The 17696-nt window shown below is 42.4% G+C and carries 10 protein-coding genes; 6 read left to right on the top strand and 4 right to left on the bottom strand.

Annotation, left to right across the window (positions count from 1 at the left end):
- Positions 1-217 precede the first annotated feature (217 nt).
- From HC965_RS05860 to HC965_RS05850, 3 genes are all read right to left on the bottom strand, one after another.
- Positions 218-3292, bottom strand: a complete 3075-nt coding sequence (locus tag HC965_RS05860) for a chondroitinase family polysaccharide lyase (RefSeq protein ID WP_191030574.1) — start codon at positions 3290-3292, stop codon at positions 218-220.
- A 36-nt stretch (positions 3293-3328) separates the two neighbouring features.
- Positions 3329-4042, bottom strand: coding sequence for a DUF6250 domain-containing protein (locus HC965_RS05855; RefSeq protein ID WP_191030573.1), 714 nt, complete (start codon positions 4040-4042; stop codon positions 3329-3331).
- A 115-nt stretch (positions 4043-4157) separates the two neighbouring features.
- A complete protein-coding gene (locus HC965_RS05850; RefSeq protein WP_191030572.1) occupies positions 4158-5519 on the bottom strand; it encodes an LruC domain-containing protein in 1362 nt (453 codons plus the stop codon).
- 325 nt (positions 5520-5844) lie between these two features.
- On the opposite strand from HC965_RS05850, the gene HC965_RS05845 reads away from it, so the two are divergent.
- Genes HC965_RS05845 through HC965_RS05825 form a run of 5 tightly spaced genes read left to right on the top strand, consistent with a single transcriptional unit; the run spans position 5845 to position 14182 of the window.
- Positions 5845-7017 (top strand): HEAT repeat domain-containing protein, encoded by a 1173-nt coding sequence (locus HC965_RS05845; RefSeq protein ID WP_191030571.1) that lies wholly within the window; start codon positions 5845-5847, stop codon positions 7015-7017.
- A 5-nt stretch (positions 7018-7022) separates the two neighbouring features.
- Complete coding sequence (locus HC965_RS05840; RefSeq protein WP_191030570.1) at positions 7023-8498, top strand: glycosyltransferase family 2 protein; 1476 nt, start codon at positions 7023-7025, stop codon at positions 8496-8498.
- Between the two features lie 32 nt (positions 8499-8530).
- Entirely contained in the window at positions 8531-11497 is a 2967-nt protein-coding gene (locus tag HC965_RS05835) for a hypothetical protein (RefSeq protein WP_191030569.1), read from the top strand.
- Entirely contained in the window at positions 11472-13625 is a 2154-nt protein-coding gene (locus tag HC965_RS05830) for a DUF4838 domain-containing protein (protein ID WP_191030568.1), read from the top strand. The genes HC965_RS05835 and HC965_RS05830 overlap by 26 nt, the downstream gene beginning before the upstream one ends.
- Before the next feature lie 41 nt (positions 13626-13666).
- On the top strand, positions 13667-14182 hold the full coding sequence (locus HC965_RS05825; protein ID WP_191030567.1) for a DUF1573 domain-containing protein: 516 nt from the start codon (positions 13667-13669) through the stop codon (positions 14180-14182).
- A gap of 119 nt (positions 14183-14301) precedes the next feature.
- On the opposite strand, the gene HC965_RS05820 is transcribed toward HC965_RS05825, so the two are convergent.
- Complete coding sequence (locus tag HC965_RS05820) at positions 14302-14859, bottom strand: DUF4348 domain-containing protein (protein ID WP_191030566.1); 558 nt, start codon at positions 14857-14859, stop codon at positions 14302-14304.
- A 214-nt stretch (positions 14860-15073) separates the two neighbouring features.
- Between HC965_RS05820 and HC965_RS05815 the strand changes: the two genes are divergently transcribed.
- Positions 15074-17692 carry a thioredoxin-like domain-containing protein gene (locus tag HC965_RS05815; RefSeq protein WP_191030565.1) on the top strand — a complete coding sequence of 873 codons (2619 nt, stop codon included), beginning with the start codon at positions 15074-15076 and terminating at the stop codon, positions 17690-17692.
- Positions 17693-17696: the final 4 nt, after the last annotated feature.

The following is a 17696-nucleotide window of genomic DNA, read 5'->3' as shown; positions in this document are numbered from 1 at the left end:
AGATAAGTCATCTAACTCTTGAATGACTTAATGATAGAATCAGTTTCCCGTAAGGAAACGCCAGTTCCCACACCGGGATACGAGCGTTCCCTCGTTGAGAAACTACAGTATCCGCACCGAGAAACTACAGTTTCCTCGTTTGGAAATTAAAGGAAACTGCAAGATCCTGAATAATAAGCGCATAAGCCTTTCTTGTTTATTTCTGCAGAATAATGGATTACTTCTCCAGTTCCACTTCAAAACTCGCTCCGTCCTTACAAGTAAAGCGAAGTACAGTCTGCTTTTTGTCAGACGAGATCACTTTACAGAAAGCAGTTTCTTTTACATTCCAACAACCTTTTAAAGTGACAGTAACTGGTATCTCACCACTTTCGTTCTTGATCCAGGGACGGGAATAAATACTACGCTCTATCCGTTTTCCATCTTTATCAAAAGCTTCATCACTTGCGCCACGATACAATGCCAAGTCCGGTTGTGCCACAGTCAACAGGATTTTATTAGGAGATTCCTTATGAATCATCACCAGGCAGGATGTATCCGCACGCTGCAATAATCCACCGGGAAGTGATGTTTGAGGAGTTTCAAAAAGTACATAAGAGTATATATCATCGGTTAATGACTGTACAATATGAGCATTGCGATCCTGTTTCAATACTTTATAAGCAGGTTTCTTACTAAATGCTTTCATTGCAGTCTCATCCGTTTGCGGCAGGATGGCATATTCATAACTTCCGCCTTTGGGAGCTTTTCCATGATCCACAATTAATGAAACCCAATCCCCTTTTGTTTCCTTATCTGTATCCTGCATACGGGAATACTGAGAAAAGTTTTTCTCAAACTTGGCTGCAATCGGCACATAATATCCGGTTCCTAAATGGTCAACCCATGTTTTATCTTCATTCTGATAGTTTTTCCAGTAATCATGTCCTGCTTTGTCAGTTACTGCCAACTGGAATACGGTTGTTTCAGTAGGATATTCAGTATTCGTATTTTCAATATCAGAACCTAGGCAAACAATCATTCCGTCGATGAAATGGAAGGATTTGCGTGCCCGGTGAGAACCATTGTACTTATCATGTTCATGTAGCTTCATGCCGAAGTTACCATTTTCTTTCTGTTGTGACAGTCCGCCGGCAAAGGCTTCGTCAGAATAGAGCATTTCTTCCATACCGGAGAATGTATCTACATTCAAAACTTTGGCTTTCAACTGTTCTAGCGGAAGATGTATGGAAGTCACGCCCGGAATTCGATTCCAGTCGAAACCTTCCTGCTGCCATCCACTTGTGGCAAGAGTAACGTTCTGCCCCGGTTTTGCAGTCAGGATTTGCAAGCTTCCATGTGCCAAATAACGACCGTAGAGATTGCGTCCTAAATAATGCTCTGCCGCCCAAAGGTAGCGGGAATGTCCACGAGCCACTGCCGACCAGTTGCCACGACGCTGTACGGATACGCAACCATAGCCAAGCGCTAAATTCCCTTGCGGATCAGATTCTGCACGAAATCCTTTTTCTACAAGTAGCTTCGCAATCTTCCGTTCCTGTGCGTTAGAAACTTTCGGCATGTATTCCGGTTCCTGATCTTTGGAAGAATCGCCTGAAACAAGACGCAGATAGGCGGCTGCCATCTCTTTATCGAACTCAGATTTTCCGTCAGGAGTTCCCGCCATAGCCATCATTGCATAGTGCATTGGTACTAATTTCCCCTTTCCATCGGGATGACGGCCGGACATTGACAAAGGAAAATTCAATTTATTGCAGTAGAAACGCATAGCAAACAATACATTTCTCACTGTTTCATGCGCCAATTCTGAAACAGCAAACTCTGTCTGACTGAGCAAATAAATCATATTGGTCGCTCCGTCCAAACCACCAACAGCATAAGCAGGATAATTATTACGGTGATGGAAAGCAGCGCCATCTACTTTGAACGAGCCGGACAATCCCGGAGCAGGACGGCAGCCATAATCAATCCAACGGGAGAAAGACTTCAGGTATTGCAACTTTTCCGGTGTATCTTCCATCATCAGGATACTTGCGATGCGTCCCGTGGTCTGTGTATTAAATGAGTCCATATCAATACCGTTGCCCTCCGGCTTAGGATATACTTCATTCGTGATGGCATACCAGCGCAATGTGCGTTCGGCTTCCTGCAACTTACCGGCTTCACGGAGCACGTCTTTCATCAGGAAATATGCCAGGTACAATCCACGAACACTATATCCGTAGTGATGGATATTCCCCCAACAACTGCCATAAGTCACTCCCTGATCCGTTATATGGTCATACATAGCCATAAACTTCTGCTTCATCTCTTTCTGAGTATCCGAGTTCTCCGTACTACTATTATATACAACAGCAATTTTCTTCATCAAGTCAAAGTAAGCACGCATCTCTACCCCCAGCTTCGTCAACATATCCTTGTTCCAGTTCGGTATGATTCGTTCATAAGCTTCGGAAGCACGTACCATATAAATAGGTACGCCCGAAACCTTACCATTTTTGTAAGTTATCTGATAGAAATCGTATTTCTTACGGATGGTTTCAATTTCTTTATCCGCAATTTTACTCTTCGTATAGTTCATGTCACGGAAACGCTTCTCCAGTAGTTGCATTTCTTTCTTTTGCATCTCACTGACAGGAGTCAATTCAATGTCCGGCTTCAAAAGAGAGTGTTTATAGACAACCAGCCAATGATTGTTGGTTCCTGCATTTACGAAAGGCACTTGCAAATCGGCCGTTTGCTGACGGGCATCAACCTTGGTCGCAGTGATTAAATGATCGATGAAAAGGCGTCCTTTTGAATTCGGAGCAACAATGCGGAGTTCGTTCATGCCTTCTTCCGGTGTGCCTTGCATATCCCGTTCATAGCAAACCCATGCGGCACGCCAGCCGCTGAAATTGATTCCGAAAGGAAACGAAGTGCATTTCTTGCCGTCTTTCAAGAATTCAAATTCGATAGTGGCGTCTTGGGGTTCTTCATTATATATCCATACTATAAAAGCAGAAAGATACAGATCCTTACCGGTCGGATCTTTCTTTTCAAATTTCAGGTCTTTCTTTAATTCCAATACGGCACCCGGTTCAAATACCCATTCCATCGAATGTTTTCCGTCTTTATAGTGTACATCGGAAATGGAAAGTTGAGATCCAATAGCCGTAATACAGTTTGGCACCTGTGGTTCTTCAAAGGAGAACATTCGTTCGTCCGTCACTACTTGTGCATGAAGAAATGCTGAACATAAAAAGGATAATAGGGTTATTACTCCTAGTCTGGTAAAAGGTTGTTTCATCATGGGTATATTATCTTATTAGATTTTCTATATGCAAGTTTAGAATGTAGTCACTTTAAAGTCAGTAAACATCACGTGATTCTGCAAAAGACGTAAGCCGAAATGTCCGTCTCCCGTACCGTCTGTTATCGAATAACGGAAAAGTTCTTCTCCATTTACCGAGTAAGTGGTTACTCCTTCTTTTACCCGAATCCGAATTTGATACCATTGATTGGGAGCAAGTAGATGTGGCGCATCCGTATATTCATTCAGCAGTGGTTTTACTTTATCGTCCGCCACTCCATAATATTCGCCTTGGTAACGACGGAAACGGGTCGTAGAATTGTCATTTCCCCCGTATCCAACGTAGAAAAGGTTTAATGTATTGTAGTTTTTAAAGACACCATTTCGCCATGCACTGCGTGCAAAAAGGTCATTTGGATATTTAGGATCATTAGCAGCCCAAAAACAATTCAGGTCACTCAAACGATCGTACTTTCCGCCTTTCATCACCATACAGATGCGATAGTTTATTTCATAATCACCAGTTAAGCGTTGCTGATACCACAGTGTCAAGCCACTGGGGACAATCAGCTCCAATGTATCTGCACGCTCTATCATTTGTAAAGCATTGGATTCATCTTCTATTTTCCATTGCTTCGTAAAAGAACTCTTATGCTGTATAAAAGAGTTTTCGTGTTGCGCAAAGAGCACTACACTATTCAAAAAGAAAAAAGAAATCAGACTGTAGCTAATAAAAAATCGCTTCATCATTACGGTATTAGTTTAAAGATCGTTCTTCCGGATACAAAGAAACCCCTCTTTTCGAAAAAAGAGGGGTTCAAATTGTACAAAATATCTCAAATAACGTATTGACTGAGAATTTGTATTACCAATATCTTATGGTTTTCTCTGCATTAGGATTCAAATACCAATCTTTATCTTCAACACCGTTGGTATTTACCCAATTAATAAAGCCAGTATATGCTTCTTTAAAGGATGCACCTTCATGAGCATGTTTGGTTCCAACTGGAAGCTTAACACCCCAAGTATAGCCATCGGCATTAGAATAGTCACCAACTAATTTACTATCTGCATTAACGAGTGCATCATATTCAGCCTGATAAGAAGAAGTTGGCTTATAGCCCTTCATGTGTATTTCTTTACCGTTTCCAACAATAAAGAAGTTCTGTCTCTGAGTATCAAGAATAAGAGCTCTAAATGCTTCAAGCTGAGCTGTTCTATCCGCATCTTTCAAATCAGCCTTACCGATTAATCTGATTTCAGCACGCAGCATAGGCAAACCGATTCTTTCTTTTCCTTGAGTTACTTGGAAGAAATCCTGATTGTTATCACTCAAAGAGGACAATCCATCCAATCGAATGACTGTACCTTCAGCCGGTGCTTTATCAACTGTCACTATAGCAAATCGTTTCCTTGCACCTACAGGATCACTACTCCAGTTCCAACTCGGTACATTAACTGTAACTTTGGACTTCGTTGAAAGCAGCTCTTTTCCTAAGCTTTCCATTGTTCCTTGGCCACCCTTTAATATAATATTAGCAGAAATCAGATCTACATACTTACTATCTAAGCCTTCCAAAATAACCCCTAATTGAGTAGGATATCTTCCACCTATCGCACGAACATCCAAAGTAAGCAACAATTCTTCCTTGCTTCCTTGCTTTTCCATTTGTTCTTCACTCTGACATTCAGTCACCTTCAAGTCATACTCAAAAACAACGTCATTGAAGTCTTGGTCATACCATGAACCCGGTTGAGTCGGCCAACTATCTTCGAACATAACAACACCAGTGTTATGATAGAAAAGGTAACCACCATCCGTTTCATCTGTCGGCTGTACCGCATCCTCAGGAAGTTTCAATGTAACCGATGCCAAACGATTCGTTGCATAATTGAAATTCTGCGCATCTCCACTACGACTAACAGGAGATAAAGCAAACTCTTTGATAGCTTCCGCTCCCGAAACTGTATTATATTTCATATACACCTTCTCGCAAGCAGCAGGAACATTCAACGTAAGCACTCGAGAACCTTCTACAAGCACATCACCCGCAAGTGGACTCGCCTCCAGATCATTCTTATCAAGATACACACTCACAAGCCCTGAAGCTTTTACCGGATCAACCGTTCCCGAACCCTCTTTTCCATTCTCTAACTCCGTATCTGAACACGAAGTACCTACTAACATTGTCCCCATCAGGACAAACATCAAACTTTTAATCTTCATCTTAAATTCCAAATTTTAAATTATTGTTTGTTTTTGTTTCGCATGAAATCACGTCATATGACTCGCATAAACTGGTCTCATTTGTTAACTAATCAAAAATATCTTTAACGCTTAATAGCTTTTTAAGTCTCACTATTTGTAATTTCAATCCTTTCCATCGAAAATAATCATAAGCCCTAAAACATAGCCCAAAAGCCCTGTTCATGAACAATGGATAATATATACAAGTTATTTAGTATCTTTGCATATAGCAGAACATACAATACAACAAATGTACGGCATTTGTTTTGGATTTACAAGTTTTTTAATAAATATCTCGAGGGAAATGGATCAGGTTTTATTTGGCATAGATTTCATAGAATATTATTTCTATTGGATATACTATAAGTTTATTGGGTATCCTTTGATCATAAGAATATGCTCAATCGCTGTAATGTTCTGCATTATCGTGTACTTGTTCCTGTTATTTCATATCATATACGGCATCTTTAAAAGAAGAAAAGAGAAACGGAGGTATAATAAAGCTTTCGATAAGTATTATGAAGAGATGAAAGCTATTTCACTGGACAAAAGCACATTGAGTGAAGAAGAAATAGCAGAAAGGCTAGACTATAATACACGTAAACGTCCCAAGCCTACCGAGTTGCGCATCATCACCCAACTTTTAACAGAAATAAAGAGTATACACGAAGATGAAATCAATGAACTTAACTATCAAGCGATACAAACCGTATTCCAGATAACACGTTTTCTTGAACGTGAACTACAGTTCGGTTCCAAAAGATCCAAGATACAATCTTTAAAACTTATTCAGTCTATCAATGGATATGCTTCCGAAGCTGTATTGGTTCGTTTCCTCCACCATCGCGAAATAGAATTGAGAAACTCCGCACGCTATACTTATATGTGGTTAAGTCAGGGAGACCCGTTCCGTTTCTTCGACGAAGATATTAGTATGAAGTTAAGGCAATGGGATATGATGGAATTACATGCCATTCTCGAACATCGTAAGAAAGTGGGTTACAATACGCCAAGTTTCATTAAATGGGTAAACACTTCGGCCGAGGAAAATGTGAAAATATTCTTCATTAATGAAATCAGGTTATATAATGAAACAGATAGCGCTCCGATTTTAGCAAAACAAATCAATGCGCGTTCTACGGAAATACGGGGGGAAGCGATAAGAACTTTAGGAAAACTAAAATATAAAGAGATTGAACCTAAGTTGATTGAAATGTATCATGTGCAACCGGAAGAGGTGAAACGACAAATCATCACGGCGGTGGCAGACCTGAAAACAGATAAATCTTTAGGTTTTCTTTACAATGCTTACGACGAAGCAGACAACTGGGGAACAAAGCGTGTCATCCTGAAAGCTCTATACGATTATAGCGCAATGGGACGAAGAACATTCGATCAATTGGAGAAAAAAGCTGATTCTCACAGTGCGATACTATTCGCCCATACAAAGCACCCATTAATCAACCAGTTAAACTAGAAAGTATGAAAGATATTATATTTACATTCTTCAACTATTTCGTATTCTTCTATACGAGTATGTTAGCGATAAGTTTCGTCACATTCGCTTTCCTCTCCTTCGTTTCCCTGAAACGGAGAAAAGACTACTACGTAGAGAGCTATGTACGAAAGACCATCAAAGAATCTCCCTATACACCGGGTATTTCGGTGATTGCGCCTGCCTATAATGAAGAAACGACCATTATCGACAATGTCAACTCCATGCTTGCATTGGAATATCCGCTTTTCGAGGTTATCATCGTAAATGACGGAAGTACGGACACTACTCTGGAAAAGATGATCGACTATTATGATTTGGTAGAAGTTCCTTATGCTTATATTGAACGAATCAAGACCAAGCCTTTTAGAAGGCTCTTCAAGTCCAACAACCCGAAATACAGTCGGCTCATCGCTGTTGACAAAGAAAACGGCGGAACCAAGGCGGATGCTTCCAACGCAGGTATCAATGTAGCTTCATATCCTTATTTTATTTGTACGGATGTGGATTGTATTTTGGAAAAATACGCTCTTTATCGCTGCATTTCACCGATCATCTCTTCAGAGAAACAGGTAATCGCAGTAAGCGGAACCATGCTTATGGCCAATGGATGTGTGGTAAAAGACGGGCAGATTGTGGATGTAAAAACTCCGCGTACTCCAATTCCACTCTTCCAAAATCTGGAATATATGCGTTCTTTTTTGATTGGCAAGATGGGATGGTCAGCTATCAATGGTATGCCGAATGTTTCCGGTGGATTCGGTCTTTTTGACCGCGTTGTAGCTATTGCGGCCGGTGGATATGACGGTACTTCCTTTGCGGAAGATATGGACTTGATTACCCGCATGGTAGGATACATGTGCGACTTCTCCCGCCCTTATAAGATTGTACAGATTCCCGACACTTGTTGTTGGACGGAAGGGCCTCCTAACCTGGCGATGCTTTATCGTCAACGTACCCGTTGGGCGCGTGGTTTGTTTCAGACATTGAGTATTCATCATAAGATGATCTTCAAAAGAACTTATAAACAGATGGGGTTGCTAACCCTTCCATATATGCTTATATTTGAGTTTTTAGCACCGATCATCGAACTCGTAGGTCTCACTGTATTCATCTACCTAGCTTTTACAGGAGCTGTAAACTGGAATACGGCATGGGTGATTTATCTGACAATCTATACGTTCTGCCAGTTCCTCTCCATCGTGGTTATCACCTATGATTATTACGTCGGGATGCTTTATAAGAGGGGGTATGAATACTTGTGGATTATCATTGCATCCATATTGGAGCCGATTTTCTACCATCCGATTATTACTTTCTGTTCTTTGAGAGGATATTTCAGTTACCTGACCCAAAGAGACTTTAAGTGGAAGAAGATGGAGCGTGCAGGATTCAAGCAGAAAGAAGGAAGCAGCACTGAAACCGGCGACGCAACTATAAAACCCGAACCGGCAGCGATTTAAATAAATTAGAAAGATATAAATAACAAGATAGGATGAACAGAGAATTTCTCCATAAGATTACCATATTAGGTTGTCTGCTTTTGCTAATCACCTCTTCCGTAGGGACTGACAAGGGCTTCCAGACACCGGAGCAATATGCCCAGATTGTACAGGAGCACTTTGCAAACGAGGAGTGGGAAGCGGGGAAAGAGATATTGGACGAGGGTCTTCAGAAATATCCGAATGTTTCTGATCTTGAATGGCTCATGGGCAAATACTGGTTCCATGAAAAGAACTACGACCAGTCACGCTACCATCTTGTAAAAGCTGTCGATGATAATTACAATAATGTCAATGCCAAGCATTTGCTGGTAGACGTAGAAGATATAACGGAGAACTATTCCAGTGCGATTTGCTATGTAAACGAACTTTTGGAAGTGAATCCGTATTGGAGAGGGCTGTGGCGGAGAAAAATCGAATTATACCGCAAGCAGAATAACGACGTGGAAGCCGATCGCCTGCTGAAACGAATCAACCAGATTTACCCGAATGACACTATTCTAAGAAAAGATTATATCTATAGCATGGAAATCGGCTATCAGCAGATGAAGAAAGGTGGCAACCGGAAAGAAGCGATTGAAAGATTGACAGAGTTAATCAAAATTTCTCCTGATAATGAAGAATATTACCTGGACATTATCAACCTGCACTTGCAGGAAGGTAACAAGGAAGCTGCTTTAGGATGGTCTTCCAATGGCTTGGCCGCTATTCCCGGAAGCAGTGCTCTTATTGTAAAAAGAGCTTCTATCCTCGGTGAATTGACCCGTTATCCTGAAGCGCTGGCATTTATGCGCGAGCAAATGAGAAGAAACAACAGTCCAGCCATACGCCGTATGTACAACGAAATGTTGATGGAAGCCGCCCGTGCAGAAAAGCAAAGAGACCCTTATGTTCTGTATGGAATGGCTTACGAAGGTGGTAATAAAAATAAAGAAGCATTGGATTATCTGCTGAATACTTCGGTGACAAGGGGATATACTGACGATGCACTCTTTTATATCAGAGAAGCCAAGAAGCAATATGGCAACACGGATAAAGGCATCCTGTATAAGGAATACATGCTTTATCGTCAGATGAACGAGGACGACCTTGCTTATTCAGCCTTGAAGAAGTTGTATGATATGTATCCCGATGACTATGACGTCACTTTAGCCATGTCCGCGCAGCACATGAAGAAGGCGGAAAAGCTAATGGAACTCGGTTTGTATGCAGAAGCATTACCGCATGTGTTGTTTGTTTCCCAAAGGCATTTTGACAATGAAGTCAATGGTGCGGCATGGGAAAAAGCGCTGAGTTGCTACATTAACATGAAGCGCTACAATGAAGCATTGGCTACCCTGGATACCATCACACTTCATTTCCCGGAATATGAAAATGGTACGTTGAAAAGGGCATTTATTCTCGATAAAATGGATAAAACCGAAGAAGCCCTGCAACTTTATTTATCCGCCATCGAGCAAAGTGATGAAGATATGCGCATCTTCTATGTCATCGGATATGAAGAATTGGCCGTTCCTTACATCAAGAAGTGTATGGAAGCGGGAGCTACACAAAAAGCATATAGTGAAGCTGTCAAACTCGTCAGCCTGAATCCATCGAGCGATTTAGGATTACGGTATGCTATCAACTCGGCCGGCTTACTAGGAAAGTACGATGAATTCGAGAAATATACGGAACAGGGAATCAATTATTATCCTGAAGAACCGTTCTATCAAGCCAAGAGAGCAACCATCCTTGAACGTGACAAGCGATACGAAGCCTCCCTTGAATTCCTGAAGCCGATACTTAACAAATACCCGAGCAACAAAGAAATTATCGGCGCATTCTCACAAAGCAGTGAATACCGTGCCTTGCAACTGACAAAAGCGAAAGACCCGGAGAAAGCGCTCGCCGTACTCGATACAGCCTTGCTTTACGACAGTCAGAACAGGTCGTTGAAGTACACCAAGGGAGTAGTATACGAAGCGAACAGACAGGCCGATTCAGCTTATTATTATCAGAAGTTTTATGAGCCGTCCATCATGGAATATCGCTCATTCCAACGGCACTTATCGGGTCTTAGAAGCATGATGCTCAAGAATGAGATAGCATTGACTTATCTGCGTGCACGCTACGGAGAAGAAGACATCATCACTTCTGTCGCAAGTGCCGAGTACACCCGTAAGAACCAAAAGAACACCTATACGGGACGTCTCAACTATGCCGGAAGAAGCGGTTCGGCAAGCGACAGCATGGAAGCCGAAGAACAGACACCGGGAGGGGTCGGCATCCAGGTACAAGGCGAATGGACACATCACTTCTCGCCCAAATGGAGTGCTACGGTCAACGCAGCCCTCGCTACCAAATATTTCCCGGACATTACCGCCGATATTGCTTTGAGACATTATCTCAAGAATGATTGGGAAATAGGCGCGCACGTGGGATACAGACGCGTAGCCGCTTACAACAAGCATTACGAATGGAACGACGATTTCTTTGCCGGTAGCAACGGAGAGAATGGGTTCTTATTCACCGGTTGGGACGAGTCAAAGACAAACCTGCTCACCATCGGTGGAGAGGTAGCCAAGACCATCGAGGTAGTCCGGCTTAATACGAAACTGGATTTGCACTTCTTCAACTCCAACTTCTATTACAATGCCCAGATTGGTGCTAAATATTTCCCCGCCAATGACGGAAAGACGAATATCAACGCTATGGCAAGCATCGGTTCGGCACCGGAAACAGCCGTACTGGATTATGCCCTGCCCGGCTCTTTCTCGCACACCAATACCATGGTGGGCTTAGGGGGACAATACATGGTTAGTCCCAACATTACCATAGGCCTGATGGGCACCTGGAATACCTATTATAACCAAACGAATACAGTGCGAGGGACAAGTCCGCTCAATCGAATAGAGTCCATATCGACACGTTATAAAAACTTATACAACATCTATGCACAAATCTATATCTCATTCTGACAAACTCTACCCCCTATTGGCGGGAATGATATGCATTTGCTGTCTGCTATCCGGTTGCCGCATGCAGGCACGTACGGAGATGTTTCCATCGAAAGAAGGATACCTCATAACGATTGGTGAAGACCCGACCGACAGAGATACCCGATGGGCCAAATACCTGTACGAGCATCTCAAGAAACGTGCAAATGACGATGAAATGGTGGCTTTTGGCGTCTCCGAAAAAGAGATGTGGCATGTCATCATACAGATAGACCCTACAGCACAGGAAGGATTCAGAATCTCCCGCAAAGGAGCAGATATAAAATTGACGGCTTCCGACGACCGGCAAATGCTATGGCTGCAATATCAGCTCATAAAAAAGATAAGCAAGGAAGACCCGCGCATAGACGGTTCCGACCTGCCGCCGGCACTGCTCAACCTGACAGATACCTGCGGTACTTTTGCTTTCGATTATCAAAGTATCTATTCACCGGCCGGCCTGAATTCCGACTATACGGGAGTGATGGGACTCAACAACTTTGACGATAGCTGGGGTATATGGGGACACAACCTGCGAAAGGTACTGGGAGACAACACAGACAAAGTGTACGCAACCATTCATGGAAAGACAGACGACTCACAGCTTTGTTTCTCTTCCCCCGAAATGTACACCCAGATTGAAGACTATATCGTAAATAACTTCGGTGAAAAGGGGAATTCCCGTTTTGTTATCGCACCGGATGACAATCCATATGCCTGCACATGCGCCAGTTGTACAGCCCTGGGAAATACCGAGAAGAACGCAACACCTGCCGTCACTGAGCTGGTACTCCGCCTGGCACAACGTTTTCCCAAGCATTTCTTCTTTACCACTTCTTATCTAAGCACACAACAAGCCACAGATAAGCAACTCCCTGCCAACGCAGGAGTAATGGTCAGCGCCATAGATTTCCCGCTCCGCCGGATAGACGGCAAGGACGAACAGGAAAAGAAATTTGCCCAGCAACTGGAGAACTGGAAGAAAGTAACAAAGAACATCTATATATGGGATTATATCAATAATTTCGATGATTACCTTACGCCTTTCCCCATATTAAAGATAGCCCAACAAAGACTCCAATTCTTCAAGAAAAACGGAGCCAGCGGAATCTTCTTCAATGGAAGCGGATATAGCTATTCTTCTTTCGATGAAATGAGGACTTTTGTATTATCAGCACTCCTTATTAATCCCGAACAGGCGGTAGACGATTTAATCAGAAACTATTTCAACCAGGAATATCCCGCATCAAAGAAGTGGTTGAGTGATTACTATATTGATTTGGAAAACAGCGCCCAATCCGGGAAGAAGCTGGGTCTTTATGCAGGAATCCGGGAATCGGAAGGTGCCTATCTCAATCCGGAGAAATTCATCAAATTCTATGATGAAATGGGCGATTTTGTATCCGATGCCAAAGGAAAAGAACGCAAGAAGCTACATGAACTTCAGACAGCCCTGTCTTTTACACGGTTGGAAATGGGACGCGACCACAGTTACGATGCTTACGGATATGCCAAACGGAATGGGAAAGGAATCCAAGCAATTCCCCAAGCGCGGAAATGGGTAACCCAACTCAAAGAACATAAAGCATTCTCCGGAATGGAATATTATAATGAGTCGGCCAATGAAATCGACTATTATATAAAGGAATGGGAGCAATATATACTTGCTTCCGACATAAAAAAAGACTCATTCCTGGGAATTACCCCGTCTTCCACTCCCAAAACGAACAAGAACAGTCTAAAAAGACTTACAGACGGTACACACGGTCTACCGGACAACTATCATTGCGGCTGGATTATCTTCCCGCAGGAAGAATGTACCATCGACTTGCCTGTGAAAGAAATCAATGAATCGGGAACAGTTTACATCAGTTTCCTGAATCTCCCCAGGCATCGCATATATGCACCGCAACAAATCGAGGTATCGAGAGACGGAGCAAGCTATAAGAAAATAAACCTAAGCCCGGATGATTCCGTTGAAAAGGGAGAAATGGTAAAAGCCGTTATCCCCGTTGACTTGAACGGAACGGAGCGGTTAAGCATAAAAATCACCGGTACAAAAAAACCGGGAGCTCAAATTGGCATGGATGAAATCGCGTTCATCCCATAAGAGCCCAAAAAGAAATGATATTATAAAAAAGATTGGCAACTATGAGTAAATCGATATTCTATATCCTCCTATTGACTGTACTTCCTTTCTGCTTCGCAGGATGTAAAAAGGAAGTTCAGCCTACGAGCATGACCGTAAAGGATTCCATCAGGCACTATTACCCTATCAAACAAGGGCAACAGCTTGACATCATGTTCACCGTAACCAATACAGGAGATGCCCCTTTGATTATCTCGGAGATGCAACCTTCCTGCGGCTGTATCATCCTGGACAAAAGTTCGCATATCATCATCCCCGAAGACGGTGTCAGACAATTCAAAGCGACCTATAACAGCATTAAAAATGTAGGCGAAGTCGTTCACCGCATCCGGATTTACGGCAACATGCTCCCCAACGGGAAAGCCGAGTTAAAATTTGATGTCAACGTAGTGCCGGACGCAGATTATACGCGCGACTACGAAGAACTCTACCAAGAGTTCAACACTAAAAACGGTATTGTCAGGGAAATGGTGGACGGAAAAGAATCCGAACTGGGATACTACGTGGGAGAACCTTAAGAAAAAGAGACAGGGGCTGTCAAACAAGTCTGCAAATTACAAAATTCCCCACGTTACAAATGTCTGTAACGTGGGGAAATCATTTTAAAGCTGTCTTGTCAGACAACTCCTTATAACTTTTAAGGATGTATTTCCTTGAATGCCGCATTCTCTTCTTTCACATGCGCTATGGTCTGTTTCAACTCTCCGACAGGAAGGTCATAGCCATACCAACCCGTATAGCAATCTACTACATACCATTTTCCATCAGACAGAAGTTCGAACTCAACACGTAAATCAATCTCAGACTCTTCATACCCCGCCTCGAACACCTTATGTTTAGGTTCGTTCACCGTGAACTTAGAAACATAGATACCGCCTTCTTCCTGTGATATGCGTTCTTCCTTCATCGTCTCGCTATCTAGCAATGGCCATTTTTCTTTGGTAAAAGGGAATGTTTTCTCTGTTTCGCCGTCATCCGCCAATAAAGTAATCGGAGTTTTCAACGGGAACTTGATACGGGTATATTGGAATGTTGCGCTGGAAGTAAACTTATCCAGGAATGCCTTAAATTCTTCACCGGATTGCGCTATCTCATTCTCCGCCTTGGTTTTGGAACTATTGCCACAAGAAATCAAAGATACGCTCATTAGCAACACACTGACTAGCAGACAACATGCAAACCTTTTCACTTTCATAAATATATAATATTAACGGTTTATTCCTGTAATATAAGTACCATCATTCAGGGCACAAAGATAATCACAAGTTCAATATGTCCATACACAGGAGGAACGAAATAGATGCCTCATCGTTAGTTAAACAAGTATAAATCAAAGGAATCAAATGTGGGGATGACTATCTTTACAGGGTATTTATTATAATTAGTGTAATCTTATATCCATCATACTTATGACACACATTTATCACTTTCGCCTTTGGGTTGTTCTGCTACTATGTTGTACTTCAACTATCACATTCGCCCAATCCAACAATTTTCAGACAATACCCGAATCTTTACGGGGGTATTGGCAGTTCAAAACCGACAACGTATCTGACTGGCAAGGTCCTCTCATTGGAGAAAACTTCGTAGAATGCTTGTACACAGTATTTTATGCAGAACAAATGACAAAAGAGTCCGATGAAAGCTATTCTTTCCATTTACGCAACTATAAAGGAGATAAGATGGATTTCCGGCTTACCCTGACCGGCAATGATAGTGCCGACCTCTGGTATCAAGGCTGGAAAGAGCCCCGTCATTGTATCCGCAAACAAACGCCTGACCATACCACTCTCCTTACCCCAACCACTCTGCCGGACATCGTCTATCAAAAATGGGTCAAAGGTCTAAGCGGCGAAATCGCTTATGAATTTATGCGCGACGGAAAACTATTATACGACGGAAAGACATGGGACATCCTGTCGGTCGGATACTTTCTCAATAAAGAATACCGCCTGCTTGTAAAAAGCGGAGAGTTCTATAAACTGATTTATCTCAGCTTTCCTTTCCCCGGAACGATGAATGTGGCAGCCGAACTAAAGAACGAAAAAGTATCCCCCATTGCTTCCAACCCTGCAATATATGCCATCACCGGATGTTGGGTGAACCAGGCAACAGGTGAATGGACGATTGGCTTCTTCGAGAACTTTGCCGTTTACCAATGCCAATTTTGGGATTACGAATCCATACGTACGCAAAAGGATGAAACTGTCGTCAAACTGAAAAACGGTGCAGAACGCTTAACCATACACCTGAAACACAAGAACAAAACATCCTGCAACCTGGCTTTCGGAAAGGAAAACCCGCAAAAATATATCCTATGCAGCGACGAACATCTGCCGGACTATCCGCTGGCAGATACCACCCCATTTCTTGACAACGGATACCGGACAGACAGTGTGACCCTTACCGGATACTTACGGAGCCTTCCTTCTCCGCAGCCCTTCGATGTTGCCATACCCGACATGATTACCGATAAAGAGCAAAAATATCAGACCGACATCGACTCATTAGGACGATTTACACTCCGGTTTCCCGTATTGAACAGCCATAACGTCTTTATCGACTGGGGACGTACCACTATTTGGACGGCGGTAGAACCGGGAGAAACTTATTTTCTATATGTAGACTACGCAAACAATCAAAAGTTCTTCATGGGAAAGAAAGCGCGCATACTCAATGAACTTCTGTCGCACAAAGAACTTAGCGAATACATTGGTTATGAAGAAGGGAAAAAAATGAGCAATCTGGACTATCTGCGCAAAAGAAAGGAAATCATCCGTCATAAGACAGAATTCCGGGAAAAGACACTTCAGGAACATCCGTTACTTTCTGACAAATACCGCTACTACATGGAACAGAACATTCGTTATGAGGCTGCATCCGGCCTGATGCAGCGCCGTTTTTCAGTGGACCGTAACAAACGGGAGCATTTGGAAACTGGATTCATGGGCTATATAGACTCTGCTTTCTACTCAAACCCTGTACGCCCCTATACACTTCTCAGAGACTATGGTTCATTTATGAGAGATTATATCGGTTATATCAGCGATATTACTCCGTCATCCAATAACATGAACGTATCTCCTCAAAAAATAGAGAAACTCTACTACACTTTCGAAGCCGAAGGTAAGATACGATTATCCGAAGAAGAAAAAAGTGCATTGCGCAACTTCAGTAAATATCAGGAAAAGATTGAAGAACTGGAAGCTGCCAAAGCTGACTCTGCAACCATTGCAGCTTATACAAAGGAGCAGGAAACCATCATCAAACCTCAGTTGGAAATAATAGAGCAACTCATAGCCAAAGACGGTCTTTTTAATGAATATATGACAGGAAGTATGTATGTAAACTCAATCAACGCCAATATAGCAATCATTGACTCCCTTCAGATGGACAAGGAGTTGAAAGAGATTCTAAAAACAAACTGCTATTATGAGATGCTCCAGTACACGCACAAAGAACTGCCCGACAGCCTTATCGAAAGATTTAAAAGAGAAGTAACGAATCCTTCCTTGCAGGCTTATGTTTTAACCCAACAGCAGAAATACGACGAAGTATCCAAGAAAACAATTGAATATCCTGAAAGCCTGATGCCTAATGCCCCGCTGGAGGATATAACGGACGGAGAACAGCTATTCCGCAAAATCATCGAGCCATACAAAGGAAAAGTTATTTATCTGGATATATGGGGCACTTGGTGCGGTCCATGTAAAGACATGATGCAATATGCAGGAAACGCGAAAAAGTTATTTGCCGGAAAAGATGTGATTTTTTTGTATCTCTGTAATCATTCGTCGGATAAGTCATGGAAAAACATCATCAAAGAGTATAATCTGACAGGCAAAAGCTCCGCCCACTATAACTTACCGGACAAGCAACAGGCAGCTATTGAAAAATACCTTGAAGTTCATTCTTTCCCGACTTATATGTTGATAGACAAGGAGGGAAACATTGTAAACCGCAAGGCTCCCCGACCTGTAATGACGAATGAGCTACTGAACGCTGTTTACAAAGAACTGGAGAAGTAACATG

This window comes from Bacteroides sp. GM023 (genome assembly GCF_014750685.1).
Lineage (GTDB): Bacteria > Bacteroidota > Bacteroidia > Bacteroidales > Bacteroidaceae > Bacteroides.
This window is presented reverse-complemented; position numbering and strand designations above follow the sequence as displayed.